The organism is Streptococcus sp. 1449 (assembly GCF_013276805.1).
GTDB classification, from domain to species: Bacteria; Bacillota; Bacilli; order Lactobacillales; family Streptococcaceae; genus Streptococcus; species Streptococcus pseudopneumoniae.
The window spans coordinates 39,363-55,055 of the sequence record NZ_VMLS01000004.1 but is presented as its reverse complement, the minus strand read 5'-3'; the positions used below and the strand labels follow the sequence as shown (position 1 = coordinate 55,055).

Below are 15,693 nucleotides of genomic sequence, written 5' to 3'. Positions count from 1 at the left end.
CTTTATGATAGAATAAGACTACTATGAAAAAAATATTGTTAACTTTATTAACTGTCTCCCTTTTAGGAGGTGCTTCTACTGTTGCTGCTCAAGATTTTACCATTGCTGCAAAACATGCCATTGCTGTTGAGGCAAATACTGGTAAAATTCTCTATGAGAAGGATGCAACGCAACCTGTCGAAATTGCTTCCATAACAAAATTGATTACTGTTTATCTGGTCTATGAAGCTTTGGAAAAGGGAAGTATTACCCTCTCCACTCCTGTAGATATTTCTGATTATCCTTATCAATTGACGACAAATTCTGAAGCCAGTAATGTTCCTATGGAGGCCCGTAATTATACTGTCGAAGAGTTGCTTGAAGCAACTCTGGTATCTAGTGCCAACAGCGCCGCTATTGCCCTAGCTGAGAAAATTGCTGGCTCAGAAAAAAACTTCGTTGATATGATGCGAGCAAAACTCTTGGAATGGGGAATCAAAGATGCTACTGTTGTCAATACAACTGGTCTGAACAACGAGACTCTAGGAGATAATATTTACCCGGGCTCAAAAAAAGATGATGAAAACAAGCTCAGTGCTTATGATGTTGCTATTGTTGCTCGTAACCTCATCAAAAAATACCCACAAGTCTTGGAAATCACCAAAAAACCTTCTTCTACTTTTGCTGGAATGACAATCACTTCGACCAACTACATGTTAGAAGGTATGCCTGCTTACCGTGGTGGTTTTGATGGACTGAAAACAGGAACAACAGATAAGGCTGGAGAGTCTTTTGTTGGTACTACTGTCGAAAAAGGCATGAGGGTTATCACTGTTATTTTGAATGCAGATCATCAAGACAATAATCCTTACTCTCGTTTTACAGCTACATCTTCCCTAATGGATTATATTTCTTCTACATTTACACTTCGCAAAATCGTTCAGCAAGGCGATGCCTATCAAGATAGCAAAGCCCCTGTACAAGATGGAAAAGAAGATACGGTCACTGCAGTGGCTCCAGAGGATATCTATCTAATTGAACGTATCGGGAATCAATCTTCTCAATCTATTCAATTCACACCTGATTCCAAAGCAATCCCAGCACCACTTGAAGCTGGAACAGTGGTTGGCCATTTGACTTACGAAGACAAGGACTTGATTGGTCAAGGTTACATCACCACAGAGCGCCCTAGTTTCGAAATGGTTGCAGACAAGAAAATGGAAAAAGCCTTCTTCTTAAAAGTTTGGTGGAATCAGTTTGTCCGCTTTGTTAACGAGAAATTATAAAAAAATCGCGATTTAAACCGCGATTTTTTTTTATTACAAATTCATCTTCAAAGTTCTTGATTTTGAGTAGATCTAATGCTCAATGAAAATCAAAGAGTAAACTAGGAAGCTAGCCGTAGGTTGCTCAAAGCACCGCTTTGAGGTTGTAGATAAAGCTGACGTGGTTTACACTTTGATTTTCGAATAGTATCAAAGTCCTTGATTTTGAGTATATCTAAAATCAAATTTTACCCAACTGACCCTTCCATCTCATAGCTAATCAAACGGTTCAGCTCAACAGCATACTCCATTGGAAGCTCTTTTGTGAAGGGCTCCACAAATCCCATAACAATCATTTCTGTCGCTTCTGATTCTGACAATCCACGACTCATGAGGTAATACAATTGTTCTTCTGAAATCTTAGAAACCTTAGCTTCGTGTTCCAAAGCAACTTGCGAGTTGTGGATTTCATTAAATGGAATAGTATCTGATGCCGACAAGTCATCCATGATAATGGTATCACATTCAATGTGAGAAACAGATTTCTTAGAGTTCTTGTTAAAGGTTACTTGACCACGGTAGTCAACCTTTCCTCCGCCTTTAGCGATGGATTTAGACACGATAGACGAACTGGTATGTGGAGCATTGTGAATCATCTTGGCACCAGTGTCCTGGTGTTGCCCTGCATTAGCAAAGGCAATAGAAAGCATAGTACCACGCGCCCCTTCTCCATCTAGGCAAACAGATGGGTATTTCATGGTTGTTTTGGCACCCAAGTTTCCATCAATCCACTCAACAGTCGCATCTTTCAAGGCTTTGGCACGTTTCGTTACCAAGTTATAGACGTTGTCAGACCAGTTTTGAATGGTTGTATAACGCATATAAGCTCCTTTTAAGGAAAAGATTTCTACGATGGCCGCATGCAAGCTGTTACTTGAATAAGTTGGTGCTGTACAGCCCTCTACGTAGTGGACACTTGCTCCTTCATCAACGATAATCAAAGTACGTTCAAACTGACCAGTATTTTCGTTATTGATACGGAAGTAGGTTTGAAGTGGAATATCTACCTTGACCCCTTTTGGTACGTAGATAAAGGTTCCACCTGACCATACTGCTGAGTTAAGGGCAGCCAACTTGTTATCTGTCGGCGGTACCAACTTAGCGAAGTATTGTTTAAACAAGTCTGGGTATTCTTTGAGAGCAGAATCCGTATCTGTAAAGATGATACCTAACTTCTCAAACTCTTCCTTCATGTTGTGGTAAACTACTTCTGACTCGTACTGGGCAGAGGCACCAGCTAAATAAGCACGCTCAGCTTCCGGAATTCCGATACGTTCAAAGGTTTCTTTAATTTTTTCAGGAACCTCATCCCATGAACGAGCTGGCTTATCAGATGGTTTTTGATAATAAATCAAGTCATCAAAGTCAATCTCTGACAAGTCTGCTCCCCAAGTTTGCATGGGCATTTTTTTGAAGGTTTCATAAGACTTCAAACGAAATTCTAACATCCACTCAGGTTCTCCCTTAGCAGCTGATAGTTCACGAATGACATCTTCATTCAATCCTTTTCCTGTCGATAGGACAGGCTCTACATCATCATGGAAACCAAATTTATATTCACCAAGGTCAATTGGTTTTGGTTCTACTCTTTCTTCAGCCATAATATCCTTTCTTTCATTCTTCATTTCTACTGATTCATAAGACAAAAGAAGCTTGCCTTACTGATTTTCTTGATTTTCAATTGTTTTCTTCAGGGCGTTCCAAGCTAGGGTTGCACACTTGATTCGTTGAGGAAATTTGGCAACACCTGACAAGAAGGCTGCATCTCCAAGACTATCTTGTCTGTCATCTTTTTGCCCTTGAACCATTTCAGAAAAAATGGTCGCAAGTTCTAAGATTTCTTGCTTGGTTTTTCCTAAAACTGCATCTGTCATCATGCTAGCAGATGCAGTTGAGATGGTACAACCTGAATTTAGAAAAGCGATATCCTCCAAACGATCATCTGCATCAAACTTGACAGAGAGGTTGATGACATCGCCACAGGTTGGATTGTTGAGACTGATTTGTTCAGCATCTTCCAGCTTCCCTTGGTGATGTGGATTTTTCGAATGGTCCGCTACCACTGCCATATAAAGGCTATCTAGTTTAGAAAGTGCCATTGAAAAACTCCTTTGTCTTTTGTAAGGCATCGACTAGCTTGTCGCAATCTGCCTTGGTATTGTAGATATAAAAGCTAGCGCGAGCTGTTGCTGGGACATCCAAATACTGGAGCAAGGGTTGCGCACAGTGGTGACCCGCACGAACTGCTACTCCTTCATAATCCAAAGCAGTCGCAAGGTCGTGAGGATGAAGGTCGCCTAGGTTAAAAGCAATGACACCTGAACGTTGAGCCAAGTCCTGTGAACCATAAATGGTCAGTCCTTCAATCGCCTGCAGTTTTGGATAGACGTATGCGATCAATTCCTGTTCATGGGCTTCAATGGCATCCATACCAATCGTTTCCAGATAATCCACTGCAGCAGCAAGTCCGATTGCACCAGCCATGTTAGGAGTTCCAGCCTCAAATTTCCAAGGTAATTCCTTCCAACTAGCAGATTGCTCATAGACGAAATCAATCATCTCACCACCAAATTCTACTGGTGACATTTGCTCCAGATACTTTTCTTTGCCATAAAGAACACCGATACCAGTCGGACCAGCCATCTTGTGACCTGAAAAGGCAAAGAAGTCCACATCCAAGTCCTGGACATCAATCTTCATATGAGGTGTAGATTGAGCACCATCCACTACCATGATTGCCCCAACTTGGTGGGCTAATTGAGTGATTTCCTTGATCGGATTGACCACACCAAGAACATTGGAGGCATGAGCTAGGGAAACAAATTTAACCTTATCAGTCAATTTAGCTCGCAAATCCTCCATATCCAAGGCACCATCTTTAAGACAGACATAGACAAGCTCTGCTCCAGTCTTTCGACAAGCTTCCTGCCATGGAATGATATTAGAATGGTGTTCCATTACTGAAATCAAGACCTGGTCTCCCTCAGTCAAGACTTCCTCAGCATAACGCGCTACCCAGTTCAGACTGGTTGTCGTTCCTCTGGTAAAGAGAACTTCCTTTGTAGAGTCTGCATTGATAAACTTACGAATGGTTTCACGAGCCGCCTCATAAGAAGCTGTCGCCCTTTCTGCCAAGGTATGAACACCACGGTGAACATTGGCATTGTCGTTCTCATAATAGCGGTTAATTGTTTCCAGAACTGCTAGTGGTTTTTGTGTCGTCGCAGCATTGTCCAGATAGACCAACGGTTCATCGTTGACAATCTGGTCTAAAATTGGAAAATCCTTGCGAATCGCTTCTACATCTAACATAGGCTTCCCCTTAGCGTTTTGACAATTTTTCTTCGATAGTCGCAATCATTTCATCACGAACTTCCTTGACTGGAATCTCAACGATAACGGATCCAAGGAAACCACGAACAACCAAGCGTTCTGCAGTTGCCTTATCCAAGCCACGGCTCATGAGATAGTACATGTCTTCTGGATCTACTTGCCCGATAGAAGCCGCGTGACCAGCAGTGACGTCATTTTCATCAATCAAAAGAATTGGATTGGCATCTGAACGCGCTTGGTCTGAAAGCATGAGAACACGGCTCTCTTGTTGCGCATCTGCTCCCTTGGCACCCTTGATAATGTGGCCAATACCATTGAAAGTTAAAGTTGCTTTTTCAAGAATAACCCCATGTTGCAGGATATTTCCGATTGAGTTGCAACCATAGTTTGTTACACGAGTATCAATCCCTTGCACCTGACGGCCACTTGAAAGAGCTACAACTTTCAGGTCAGCATGGCTACCGTTACCAATCAAGTCACTATCAAAGTCAGCAACGACGTTTCCTTCGTTCATGACACCGATTGCCCAATCAATGCTTGCATCGTTGCCTAGTTTACCACGACGGCTAATGTAAGCAGTGACGTTTTCACCTAGACGGTCAATGGCGGCAAACTTCACTTGAGCACCAGAACGTGCAATTACTTCTACTGTGATATTAGCAGTTGCTTTGGCACTTCCTTCACCGCGTGACTCTAAACGCTCCAGATAACTAATCCTAGAATTTTTACCAGCGATAATAAGGATATGCTTGTTAAATGGCACATCGCTATCGCTGTCTTGGTAGAAAATCCCTTCGATTGGTTCAGCAATCTCAACATTATCAGGAATGTAGAGAACAGCTCCACTGTTAAAGTAAGCTGTGTGGTAGGCCGCCAACTTATCATCGTCATACTTAACAGATGACATGAAGAATTCTTCGATCAGCTCTGGAATTTCTTCTAAAGCTGAATGGAAGTCTGTAAAGACAACACCCTGTTCAGCCAACTCAACTGGAATTTGCTCAAAAACAGTTTGAGTTCCTACTTGCACCAACTTTAAGTGGTTATCTAGTGCAGTGAAATCTGGAACATTTGCTGATGGCTCACTTTCTGTAATCGTTCCATCCCCCAGATTCCAACGGTGGAATTTGACACGCTCAATAACTGGTAATTCCAAAGTCTCAATCTTGTCAAAAGCTTTTTGACGGAGATCAGCCAACCAGCTTGGTTCAGCGTGCATTTCTGAAAAAAGTTTAATATTTTCTTTAGTCATTTACTTCTCCTAAAAGACACGAGGAAATTACAATTCTTCCTTGTAGTCGTAGCCAAGTTCTTCAGCTAGTTTTGCGTATCCTTCACGTTCCAAACGCGCAGCCAATTCTGGACCACCAGAAAGGACAACACGACCTTCCATCATGACGTGTACCACATCAGGTGTGATGTAGTTCAAAAGACGTTGGTAGTGAGTGATAATCATAGCACCAAAGCCTTCACCACGCATAGCATTGACACCTTTAGAAACAACTTTAAGGGCATCAATATCAAGACCAGAGTCAATCTCATCCAAAAGGGCAAAAGTTGGTTCCAACATCAAAAGTTGAAGAATCTCATTACGTTTTTTCTCACCACCAGAGAAACCTTCGTTGAGGTAACGCTCAGCCATTTCTTCTTTCATGTTGAGCAATTCCATTTTTTCATCTAGCTTAGTGATGAACTCGCGAACTGAAATTTTTTCATCATCTTCTTTACCAGCATTCATAGCTGCACGAAGAAACTCAGCATTGGTAATTCCAGGAATTTCTGATGGGTATTGCATAGCAAGGAAAAGTCCCATACGCGCACGCTCGTCCACTTCCAACTCAAGAATGTTTACGCCATCAAACAAGACTTCACCTTTGGTAACTTCATAGTTTGGATTTCCCATGATAGCAGCAGAAAGAGTCGATTTACCAGTACCATTTGGTCCCATGATAGCGGCGATTTCTCCTGTTTTCAGGGTCAGGTTAACCCCTTTTAAAATTTCTTTTCCTTCAATCTCAACGTGAAGATCTTTGATCTCTAATACTGACATGATAGTTCCTTTCTTTTTCAAGACCTTTACAGTGCTTACTAGAAACATACTAGTTGTCTCTAGAAAATACGGTAATACTCAATGAAAATCAAAGAGCAAACTAGGAAGCTAGCCGCAGGTTGCTCAAAGTACCGCTTTGAGGTTGCAGATAAAGCTGACGTGGTTTGAAGAGATTTTCGAAGAGTATAAAAGGTCAATAAATATACTTTTATAGTATAACAAAAAAAAGCCTAAAAGGCTTTGATTTTGTCTGGAAGCTGAAGGCTAGTCTTTCCTATTAAAATGCTGATCGATGACATCAACGATTTTGCCCATCACATAACTGACACGAAAATTTCTGAAGAGTAAAATTGCCCAAAAGGCTGCCATAATATAGCGGCCAGTCATCCAGGCTTCATTGAAAAAATAGGTCTCAGCAGCTGTAAACAGCGCCATAATAATAAATTGTTGTTTATTCATAAATTTATTGTATCATGAAATCTTTCTTTAGTCTTCCTCTACCTTCACTTTATCAGCCAAAAATTCAAATCCTTCTGGAATCAGACTTTCTTCTGCTTCTTTTTCAGTTTGAGAAGATTTGGCTTTGGCTGAAAAGGCTGCGCGAACTTCTTTCCATTCCTCCATGGAAATAGCTAAAATCTCAGGTGAAAAACCTGCCGCCTGACTGAGGATGTTACCAAACATGGTATTGAGATTGTCCCGTTTCATGGTTTGACCAGCATTGAAGTTAGACTCAAAAGCAAGAATAGCATGGTGTTCATTGGCCGCAACCGGTTGAGAACCAACTAGCAGAGCCTTATCAGGGCCTCCTAGACTTTCAATTACCTCTCCCCAGGCATTCTGCAAACGAATCAGATTTTGACGTGCTAAATCAGGATTTTCGACGGCCTCTTGTAAGATAGATTGCACTTTATTGCGATCAACACGATAGACTGTTTTGCCCGTAGCTGGTCGACTAGGAGCCGGTGCAACTTGTTTAGGAACCGCACCTACATTAGAAAGCTCTTGTTTGAGACGTGCAATTTCCTGTCTCAGTGCAGAAATTTTACTTTCAACTGCACCAGAAAGAGCTGGTTCGGGCTTGATTTCCGCCAAACGGATGGTCATCATTTCAGCATAAATCTTGGGCTGCAAACTAGACTTAATATCTGCTAAACTCACTGTCGCTAAGCGAATCATTTCAAACAGATTTTCTTGAGGAAGTGCCAAATTTTCTACAAAGACTGGACTATGATGAGTATTTTCTCCCCCTGTTTGAACAATTAACAAGTCTCTTAAATAGTGCAAAAGGTCGGTCACAAAACGAGTCATGCTCTTACCATTGTCAAAGAGAAGATTTAAGCAAGCTAATGCTTTGGGAACATCCTGCTGGGACAAGGCAGCCACATAATCATCTAAGGCTGATAGGCTAATAGTGCCAGTAATTTCTTCAGAGATGGCAGTCGTCAGCTCATTTCCCTGTGTCAAACTCAGGGCTTGATCCAAAATAGACAAGGCGTCTCGCATTCCACCTTCAGCCCGTCTGGCAATGATTTCCACAGCCTCTGGCTCAGAACTGATATTTTCTTTTTCTAAGATATAGCGGATATGTTCCTTAATATCCTGTGTTTTAATCGATTTAAATTCAAAACGTTGGACACGGGATAGAATAGTCGCAGGAATCTTGTGCAATTCAGTAGTAGCCAAAATAAAGACCACATTCTGTGTTGGCTCTTCCAACGTCTTTAGAAGGGCATTAAAAGCCCCTGTAGACAGCATGTGAACCTCATCTATGATGTAAACCTTATAACGAGCAAGGCTAGGCGCATAGGTAGATTTATCACGAATTTCGCGAATTTCATCCACCCCATTATTAGAGGCTGCATCCATTTCAATGACATCTTCTAAACTACCGTCCGTCACTGCCTGACAAATATAGCAGTTATTACAAGGTTCACCACCCACTTGATTGGGACAGTTCATAGCTTTGGCAAAAATCTTAGCTACACTGGTTTTTCCCGTTCCACGTGGACCAGAAAAAAGATAGGCATGACTTATTTTCTCTTGTTCTACTGCTTGTTTAAGAGTCTTAGCCACAACTTCTTGACCAACCAACTGGGAGAAGTTTTGACTTCTATATTTTCGATAAAGTGCTTGATACATTAAGATTTTTCCCCAAACATTGTAAAGTCCCATGCTGTCTTTTCAAGCAAAATAGCGACAAATTGTTCCAAATAATCTCGATCCATTGCATCGTAATCCTCAATCTCTGAAGAATCCAGATCCAGAACTCCAAGTAGTTGGCCATTCTTTATCATCGGCACCACAATTTCACTTTTAGCTAGACTATCACAAGAAATATAGTTGGGATAGGTCCTTACATCACCAACCAGGACTGTTTCCTGCAACTCAGCAGCTTCACCACATACGCCCTTGCCTAGTGCAATACGGATACAGGAAACACCTCCTTGGAAGGGACCTAAAACCAATTCCTTTCCATCGAACAAATAAAAACCTGCAAATACGGTATTAGGAAAACGTGATTTTATGAGAGCACTGGCGTTGGAAAGATTAGCCAAAACATTGGTTTCGCCTTCCAATAGGAAGGACAATTCTTCATTTAACATTTGATAACGTGATTGTTTTTCTGATTTTAACATAGAACTATTATATCAAAAAAGGAGCAGAGACAAAAGAAAAAATCCCTTGTTTAGTAAACAAAGGATTTTGTGAATTTTCAATTTGATTAAAGTTCGATATCACCAAACAAATCAGCCATTGAAAATCCTGTTTGTGTTTCTGGAAGTTCGAAATCACGCTTCTCTTGACGTCTTGGACGACGTGGACGAGCAGCACGTTTTTCTTCTTTTTGTCCTTCTTCTTGAGCTGGACGTTCTTCAAGAGCTTTAATAGAAAGTGATACACGCTCTGCATCTGCGTTAACTTCAAGAACTTTAACTTGAACTTCTTGACCAACTTTAAGAGCTTCTTTTGGATTTTCAATACGTTTGTGTGAAATTTGTGATACGTGAACAAGTCCATCGATACCTGGCAATACTTCAACAAATGCACCGAAGTCAGTCAAACGTTTAACTGTTCCTTCTACTACATCACCTTTAGCCAATTTTTGCTCAACACCATCCCATGGTCCTGGTACTGTTGCTTTAAGTGAAAGTGATACACGTCCTTCTTCTTCGTTAAGATCAAGGATTTTCACTTCAATTTCTTCACCAACAGTTACAACTGATTTTGGTGAAACGTTACGTTCATGTGACAATTCAGTCAAGTGAACCAATCCGTCAACACCACCAAGGTCGATGAAAGCACCGAAACTTGTGATACGAGCAACTTTACCAGTTACAACATCACCAACAGCAAATTTACCAAATACTTCAGCGCGAGCTGCTGCTGTAGCTGCTTCAACAACTTCACGACGTGAAAGGATGAAGCGGTTTTCTTTAGCATCAACTTCTTTGATTTTAGCGTCAAATTCTTGACCTACAAAACGCTCAGTGTTACGTACGAAACGAGTATCCAACATTGAAGCTGGGATAAATCCACGAACACCTTCAAATTCTACTGAAAGTCCACCTTTAACGGCACGAGTTCCTTTAACAGTAACAACTTCTTCTTCGCGACCAACAAGTTTGTCCCATGCTTTGCGAGCTTCAAGGCGTTTTTTAGATACAAGGTATGTAACTGTATCAGTATCTTTACCAACTACTTGACGAAGTACAAGAACATCCAATACTTCTCCTACTTTAACAAAGTCATTGATATCTGCATCGCGATCGTTTGTCAATTCGCGAAGAGTCAAGACACCTTCAACACCAGTTCCAGAGATTGCAACGTTAGCTTGAGTCGCATCAACTGTCAATACTTCAGCACTAACAACATCACCAGTCTCAACTTGGCTAACGCTATTTAGCAAATCTTCAAATTCGTTCATCTAAAAAATCCTCCAACAATCAAGTTTTTTCTTAAACTTGACATACTTATAATTTTTTTCCTAAGCACTCGCAAGGACATGTTCATATCGTTCACGTCTTTCAATTATAAAAATAAAATACCCTAAGATATTTTGCTTTTTATCTTGATTATTACCTAAGAACTGGGGTAGCTGGATTCGAACCAACGCATGAGGGAGTCAAAGTCCCTTGCCTTACCGCTTGGCTATACCCCATTGATGAAATGGAGAGAGAGGGATTCGAACCCCCGAACCCGAAGGAGCGGATTTACAGTCCGCCGCGTTTAGCCTCTTCGCTATCTCTCCTACAATCAACATGGACTATTATATCATGAAAATTTCAAAAAAACAAGACTTATTTTGCTAAATTATAATTTTCAATCAAAATTTCCACAGCTTTTTCCAATTTTTTATAAAAACTATCGACATTCCCATTCTTTATGATGGCAAATTGTCCCTCTAATTCGGCAATTTCTCCGATAACTTTTTTACCAATGATCAAGGTATAGCCTTCAAAACTGTCTTTTCCTACATTAACTTTGGCATCTGCTACTTGAATTTCGATTTTTTTATCTTTCTTACTCATTTCATACCTCTCTTCACTTTTTCTATTGTACAAGAAAATCCTAAAACTAGCAAGAAAAAACTCTATATCAGGCTTGTCTGATATAGAGTTTTATGTAAACAACCTCAATCGATTTAGCATAGCTAATAGTTAGTAAACAAGCATAATTGACTATCCTTTTTAGGTTATCAGTGAGTCTCACCACCTACTAACTGCAAATCCTTATCTTTGTAGTCTACAATAGCTTCAATAGCTACCTCTATGCCTCTTACAATATCGCATAGACTCATTCCTGCAGTATTCGGCTTATTTACTACTTGTTCCATCATATATGGAATATGCATGAAACCTGCTCTCATATTAGGGAATTTTTTATCCACTAAATAAAGAGCTTGGTACATCAAATGATTGCAAACAAAGGTTCCTGCACTATTGGACACAACTGCTGGAAGTCCCTGTTTTTTAATAGCTTGTACCATCGCTTTGATAGGTAAACTACTAAAATAGGCCGATGCTCCATCAATACGAATCGGTGTATCAATTGGTTGATTGCCTTCGTTATCAGGTATGCGAGCATCATCTTGATTAATAGCCACTCGTTCAGGTGTTAAGCCGGTCCTGCCGCCTGCTTGTCCAATACAAAGTACAGCATCTGGTTGATATCGTAATATTTCTGCCTCTAAAACTTCTGACGACTTATAAAAAACCGTTGGAATTTCTACCCAGCGAACTTCGGCCCCATTAATCTCAGATGGTAATAATTTTACAGCCTCCAAAGCTGGATTAATCTTTTCACCTCCAAAAGGATTAAAACCTGTAACCAATATTTTCATTTTATTTTCCTTTACTAAAATGCGAGAAAATACATTAAGAATATGTGAATAACAATCATTACTAGAGCAACACCTGCTTGAGCCTTTATAACACCATTCTGATCTTTCATATCCATCAGTGCTGCTGGTAGAGCGTTAAAATTAGCAGCCATTGGGGTCAATAAGGTCCCACAATAACCTGCTGTCATGGCAAGAGCACCAGCCACAATTGGATTAGCTCCCAGAGCAAATACAAAGGGAACTCCAACACCTGCTGTAATAACGGTGAATGCTGCAAAAGCATTTCCCATAATCATTGTGAATAGAACCATTCCAAGAACATAGGCCAAAACTCCTATAAAGCGACTATCTGAAGGAACAATACCGCTAATCAGATGAGAGATAACATCACCAACACCTGCTACAGTAAAAATAGCCCCCAAAGCCCCTAATAATTGGGGAACAATCCCACTTGTTGAAACTTGCTGAGTCATTCGATTATTTTCTGATAACAAACTCTTAGGGTGACTATTGGTAATCACAAGAACAGAAATTGTAGCAAACAAGGCGGCAAGGCTAATCGAAATCTTGCTAAATTCTGGAATCATTTGCGCTAAGACCAACGCAAGTATTGCCATCAGCATAACTGGAATAAAAATTTTATTTTTCAATCTGTTAGATTCAATATTGGCTTTCATTTCATCTAAGGATGGCAAGGTTCCGATACGGACTTGCTTAAACAATGTTAACAGCGATAATAGGATTACAATAATACCAATACTCATATTTGGCATATAGGAACCACCTATAAACGTAATAGACAATAAAATCCAAAATGCAGATGTTCCAAATCGGACTGGGTTTGTTTTATCTTTATAACTACAATAGGCTGTATGGAGAAATTGACAACCAATCACAATATAGGTCAACTCTAATAGTTGCTTTGCCAACTCTGTCATTTTTGTTCTCCTCCCCTAGTCTTTTCTGATGTCAATTTTTTATCAAATAAATAATTATAAATCCCCACTACAATAAGTGTTATAACAGCAACAATAATAGATGCAGAAGCAATCCCTGCATAATTGCTTTCATAGCCTAACTGATCTAATGTTCCCCCTATCAAGAGGACTCCCCCAGCACCTACAAACGTATTTTGAGCAAAGAAATTTCCAAAATTTTCATTCGCAGCTGCACGCGCTTTTATTGTCTCATCTTCAACCTCTGTTAACTTTCTACCTAATTGAGACTCTGCTGCTGCTTCTCCCATAGGTTGAACCAAAGGTCTGACAAACTGAGGGTGTCCTCCTAGACGAATTGAAAAGAAACCAGCTAACTCTCGAATAAAGAAATAAACTGTATAGAAGTTTCCAACTGTCAGACCTTTAATCTTTCGAATCAAATCAATTGATCGTTGCTTGAGTCCAAAGGTTTCTGACAGCCCCACAAGAGGCAAGGTAACCATAAAAATCGTGAGCACTCGCTGATTGCTAAATTCTTTTCCCAAAATCTCCAAAAATTCAACAAGAGAAACACCTGAAACTAAAGCTGTAACCAAACCAGCTAAGACTACTGTTGCAATTGTATCAAACTTTAAAATAAAACCCACAACAATGATTGCTATTCCTATTAGCTTAATCCACTCCATATCAAACTCCTTTATATCCAAAATGACAGTATTTTTAAAATTTTATCAAGAGCAATACCATTCCTTATTTAATGTGTTTTTCTAGTTCTTTTTGGTATTTGCTATTGGATTCCAATTTTTCTTTTTGCCATTTTTTAAGAGCTTCGTCATATTCTTTTGTTGTAACAATATCTTTTTGCAATCTCATTCCTTTAAAGATATATGGATCCCCCTTAATACCAACTTGTGAGTATGGTTTTGAGAATGGTACTACGTTACTTACAACTGGAGAACCGCCAGATGAAGCTGTTGGCATCAATAATGAACTATCTGTCAACCAAGCTTGAGCTTTGGCATATTTTTCATATCTCTTCTCTAGGTCAGTGGTCTCAGAAGCAGCATCTTCTAACAATTTCTTATATTGATCCAAACCAAGTTTAGCTACAACATCCTTATCTTTTCCTTTCGTAATACCAAGGTGTTTCATGGCAGAACCAGATTTTGGATCCATAATATTCAAGTAAGACGCTGGATCTTGATAGCTTGGAGCCCATCCTGTACTGTTCAAATCATAGTCTTTTTGAGAAGGAACACGCGCTTGTGATGTAATCGTTTCTTTTTCATTATCTGTCATTTGAAGTACATCGATGACAACATTTTCAGCACCAAGAGTTGATTCAATAGACTGTTTGAAAGAGTTGCTTTGTTGAACGGCGATAGTATCTGTTTGTTCAACCGGGACATCCAAGTGAATTGGGAAAGTTACCCCTTTAGATTCCAGGTCTTTCTTAGCTTTTTCGAAAGCAACTTTAGCCTTGTCAGGGTTGTAGATAGAATCCTTACCGTCAACTAGCTCAACACCTTTCCATTGGTCACCATAGTTCACCAACTCTGCTTGAGCGATTTGACCAAAGTTCTTACCACCTGCTTGTACGAAGTTATCTGGAACAAGACTGTTACGAATAATCTTGTCCGCACCGTCTTCACCATTTAGCTGGGCAGCATAAGAATGGCGGTTGAAGGCAAAGTTGATAGCCTGACGGAAGTCCTTATTAAGCATAGCTTCTTTTGTAGAAGTCTTTTGTTCTTCACTTGTTTTCGCAGTTTTATTGTATGATTGACGATTTACGTTAAAGGTGAAGTAATAACTACTTGAGTCCTGTGGGCTATAAGTAATTTTATCTCCGTATTGTTCCAAAGTTGAAGCAAAGTTTGAGCTACTTGGGAAGAGACGGGCTGTCGTATAGGCACCTGAAGAGAAGCTACGAATCAACGATTCCTGATCTGAACCATCGTAGTAGGTCAATTTAATCTTCTCAATTTTAACATTTTCTTTATCCCAGTAATTTGGATTTTTTTCATATTCAATCAACGATTTAGAAGTCAATGTTTTTAAGAAATAAGGACCATTGTAGAGAATGCCTGCTGGGCTAACCTCTCCGTAATTCTTTCCTGATGCCTTTAAAAACTCTTCATTTACTGGCAACATCGTCGCTGTTGTAACTTTTGAATTCCAGAAACTTTCTGGCGCATTCAATGTATACTCAACTGTGTAGTCATCCAAAGCTTTAACACCAACTGCAGAGAAATCATTGGTTTCACCAGTCATATAGGCGTCCAAGCCTTTGATTGAATTTTGGATGAGAGAGACACCGTCTGACTTACCATCAGCAACGTGTTTTAGTCCTGTCACAAAGTCATGGGCTGTTACTTCTGCGTATTCTTCGCCTTCTGATGTGTACCATTTCACTCCTTTACGAAGTTTATAGGTATAAGTCAATCCATCTTTTGAGACAGACCAATCCTCAGCCAAAGAAGGAATAACATTACCATATTTATCATTTTCCATCAAACCATCAACGACATTTCCGATAATATCTGTTGTGGATGTACGCGTTGCTATGCTGTAGTCCAAGGATGCTGGATCCACTGCATAGACATAAGAAAATGTTGTCGGAGCATCTGCTTCTTTATCAGCTTTTCCACAGGCTGCTAAAAGATGTTGTGCTTAGGATAAGTCCTGTTGTTAAAATCCACTTTTTCGATTTCATAAAAATCT

Annotated in this window: 14 protein-coding genes, 2 tRNA genes and 1 pseudogene; 1 reads left to right on the top strand and 16 read right to left on the bottom strand. The window is 40.0% G+C overall.

Annotation, left to right across the window (positions count from 1 at the left end; all coding sequences use genetic code 11):
- Window positions 1-23 precede the first annotated feature (23 nt).
- Window positions 24-1,265 (top strand): D-alanyl-D-alanine carboxypeptidase PBP3, encoded by a 1,242-nt coding sequence (pbp3, locus tag HT687_RS01535; protein WP_023936173.1) that lies wholly within the window; start codon window positions 24-26, stop codon window positions 1,263-1,265.
- A 227-nt stretch (window positions 1,266-1,492) separates the two neighbouring features.
- Here the strand turns inward: pbp3 and sufB are convergent, their stop codons facing one another.
- From sufB to HT687_RS01455, 16 genes and pseudogenes are all read right to left on the bottom strand, one after another.
- Entirely contained in the window at window positions 1,493-2,905 is a 1,413-nt protein-coding gene (gene sufB / locus HT687_RS01530) for a Fe-S cluster assembly protein SufB (RefSeq protein ID WP_000797052.1), read from the bottom strand.
- A gap of 57 nt (window positions 2,906-2,962) precedes the next feature.
- On the bottom strand, window positions 2,963-3,403 hold the full coding sequence (gene sufU, locus HT687_RS01525) for a Fe-S cluster assembly sulfur transfer protein SufU (RefSeq protein ID WP_023936697.1): 441 nt from the start codon (window positions 3,401-3,403) through the stop codon (window positions 2,963-2,965).
- On the bottom strand, window positions 3,390-4,616 hold the full coding sequence (locus tag HT687_RS01520; RefSeq protein WP_023936695.1) for a cysteine desulfurase: 1,227 nt from the start codon (window positions 4,614-4,616) through the stop codon (window positions 3,390-3,392). The genes sufU and HT687_RS01520 overlap by 14 nt, the downstream gene beginning before the upstream one ends.
- A gap of 10 nt (window positions 4,617-4,626) precedes the next feature.
- Entirely contained in the window at window positions 4,627-5,889 is a 1,263-nt protein-coding gene (gene sufD / locus HT687_RS01515) for a Fe-S cluster assembly protein SufD (protein ID WP_023936693.1), read from the bottom strand.
- Between the two features lie 27 nt (window positions 5,890-5,916).
- Window positions 5,917-6,687 carry a Fe-S cluster assembly ATPase SufC gene (sufC, locus tag HT687_RS01510; protein ID WP_000114489.1) on the bottom strand — a complete coding sequence of 257 codons (771 nt, stop codon included), beginning with the start codon at window positions 6,685-6,687 and terminating at the stop codon, window positions 5,917-5,919.
- Window positions 6,688-6,951: 264 nt separating this feature from the next.
- A complete protein-coding gene (locus tag HT687_RS01505) occupies window positions 6,952-7,146 on the bottom strand; it encodes a DUF3272 domain-containing protein (protein ID WP_001041547.1) in 195 nt (64 codons plus the stop codon).
- 27 nt (window positions 7,147-7,173) lie between these two features.
- Window positions 7,174-8,829 (bottom strand): DNA polymerase III subunit gamma/tau, encoded by a 1,656-nt coding sequence (gene dnaX, locus HT687_RS01500; RefSeq protein ID WP_023936690.1) that lies wholly within the window; start codon window positions 8,827-8,829, stop codon window positions 7,174-7,176.
- Window positions 8,829-9,326 (bottom strand): GAF domain-containing protein, encoded by a 498-nt coding sequence (locus HT687_RS01495; RefSeq protein WP_000920156.1) that lies wholly within the window; start codon window positions 9,324-9,326, stop codon window positions 8,829-8,831. Before HT687_RS01495 ends, dnaX begins: the two co-directional genes overlap by 1 nt.
- 86 nt (window positions 9,327-9,412) lie before the next feature.
- Entirely contained in the window at window positions 9,413-10,615 is a 1,203-nt protein-coding gene (gene rpsA / locus HT687_RS01490) for a 30S ribosomal protein S1 (protein WP_001001629.1), read from the bottom strand.
- A gap of 162 nt (window positions 10,616-10,777) precedes the next feature.
- Window positions 10,778-10,849: transfer RNA gene (locus tag HT687_RS01485), tRNA-Gln, on the bottom strand.
- Window positions 10,850-10,858: 9 nt separating this feature from the next.
- A tRNA-Tyr gene (locus HT687_RS01480) sits at window positions 10,859-10,939 on the bottom strand.
- Between the two features lie 49 nt (window positions 10,940-10,988).
- Window positions 10,989-11,219 carry a DUF2969 domain-containing protein gene (locus HT687_RS01475; RefSeq protein WP_000037111.1) on the bottom strand — a complete coding sequence of 77 codons (231 nt, stop codon included), beginning with the start codon at window positions 11,217-11,219 and terminating at the stop codon, window positions 10,989-10,991.
- 167 nt (window positions 11,220-11,386) lie between these two features.
- Complete coding sequence (pcp, locus tag HT687_RS01470; protein ID WP_000699369.1) at window positions 11,387-12,031, bottom strand: pyroglutamyl-peptidase I; 645 nt, start codon at window positions 12,029-12,031, stop codon at window positions 11,387-11,389.
- A gap of 14 nt (window positions 12,032-12,045) precedes the next feature.
- Window positions 12,046-12,969 carry a DUF979 domain-containing protein gene (locus HT687_RS01465; protein WP_023936687.1) on the bottom strand — a complete coding sequence of 308 codons (924 nt, stop codon included), beginning with the start codon at window positions 12,967-12,969 and terminating at the stop codon, window positions 12,046-12,048.
- The gene (locus HT687_RS01460) at window positions 12,966-13,655 is read right to left on the bottom strand and encodes a DUF969 domain-containing protein (protein ID WP_000454773.1); all 690 of its coding nucleotides are present in this window, start codon (window positions 13,653-13,655) and stop codon (window positions 12,966-12,968) included. The genes HT687_RS01465 and HT687_RS01460 overlap by 4 nt, the downstream gene beginning before the upstream one ends.
- Before the next feature lie 64 nt (window positions 13,656-13,719).
- Window positions 13,720-15,685 (bottom strand): annotated as a pseudogene (locus HT687_RS01455) (peptide ABC transporter substrate-binding protein).
- Between the last annotated feature and the right edge of the window lie 8 nt (window positions 15,686-15,693).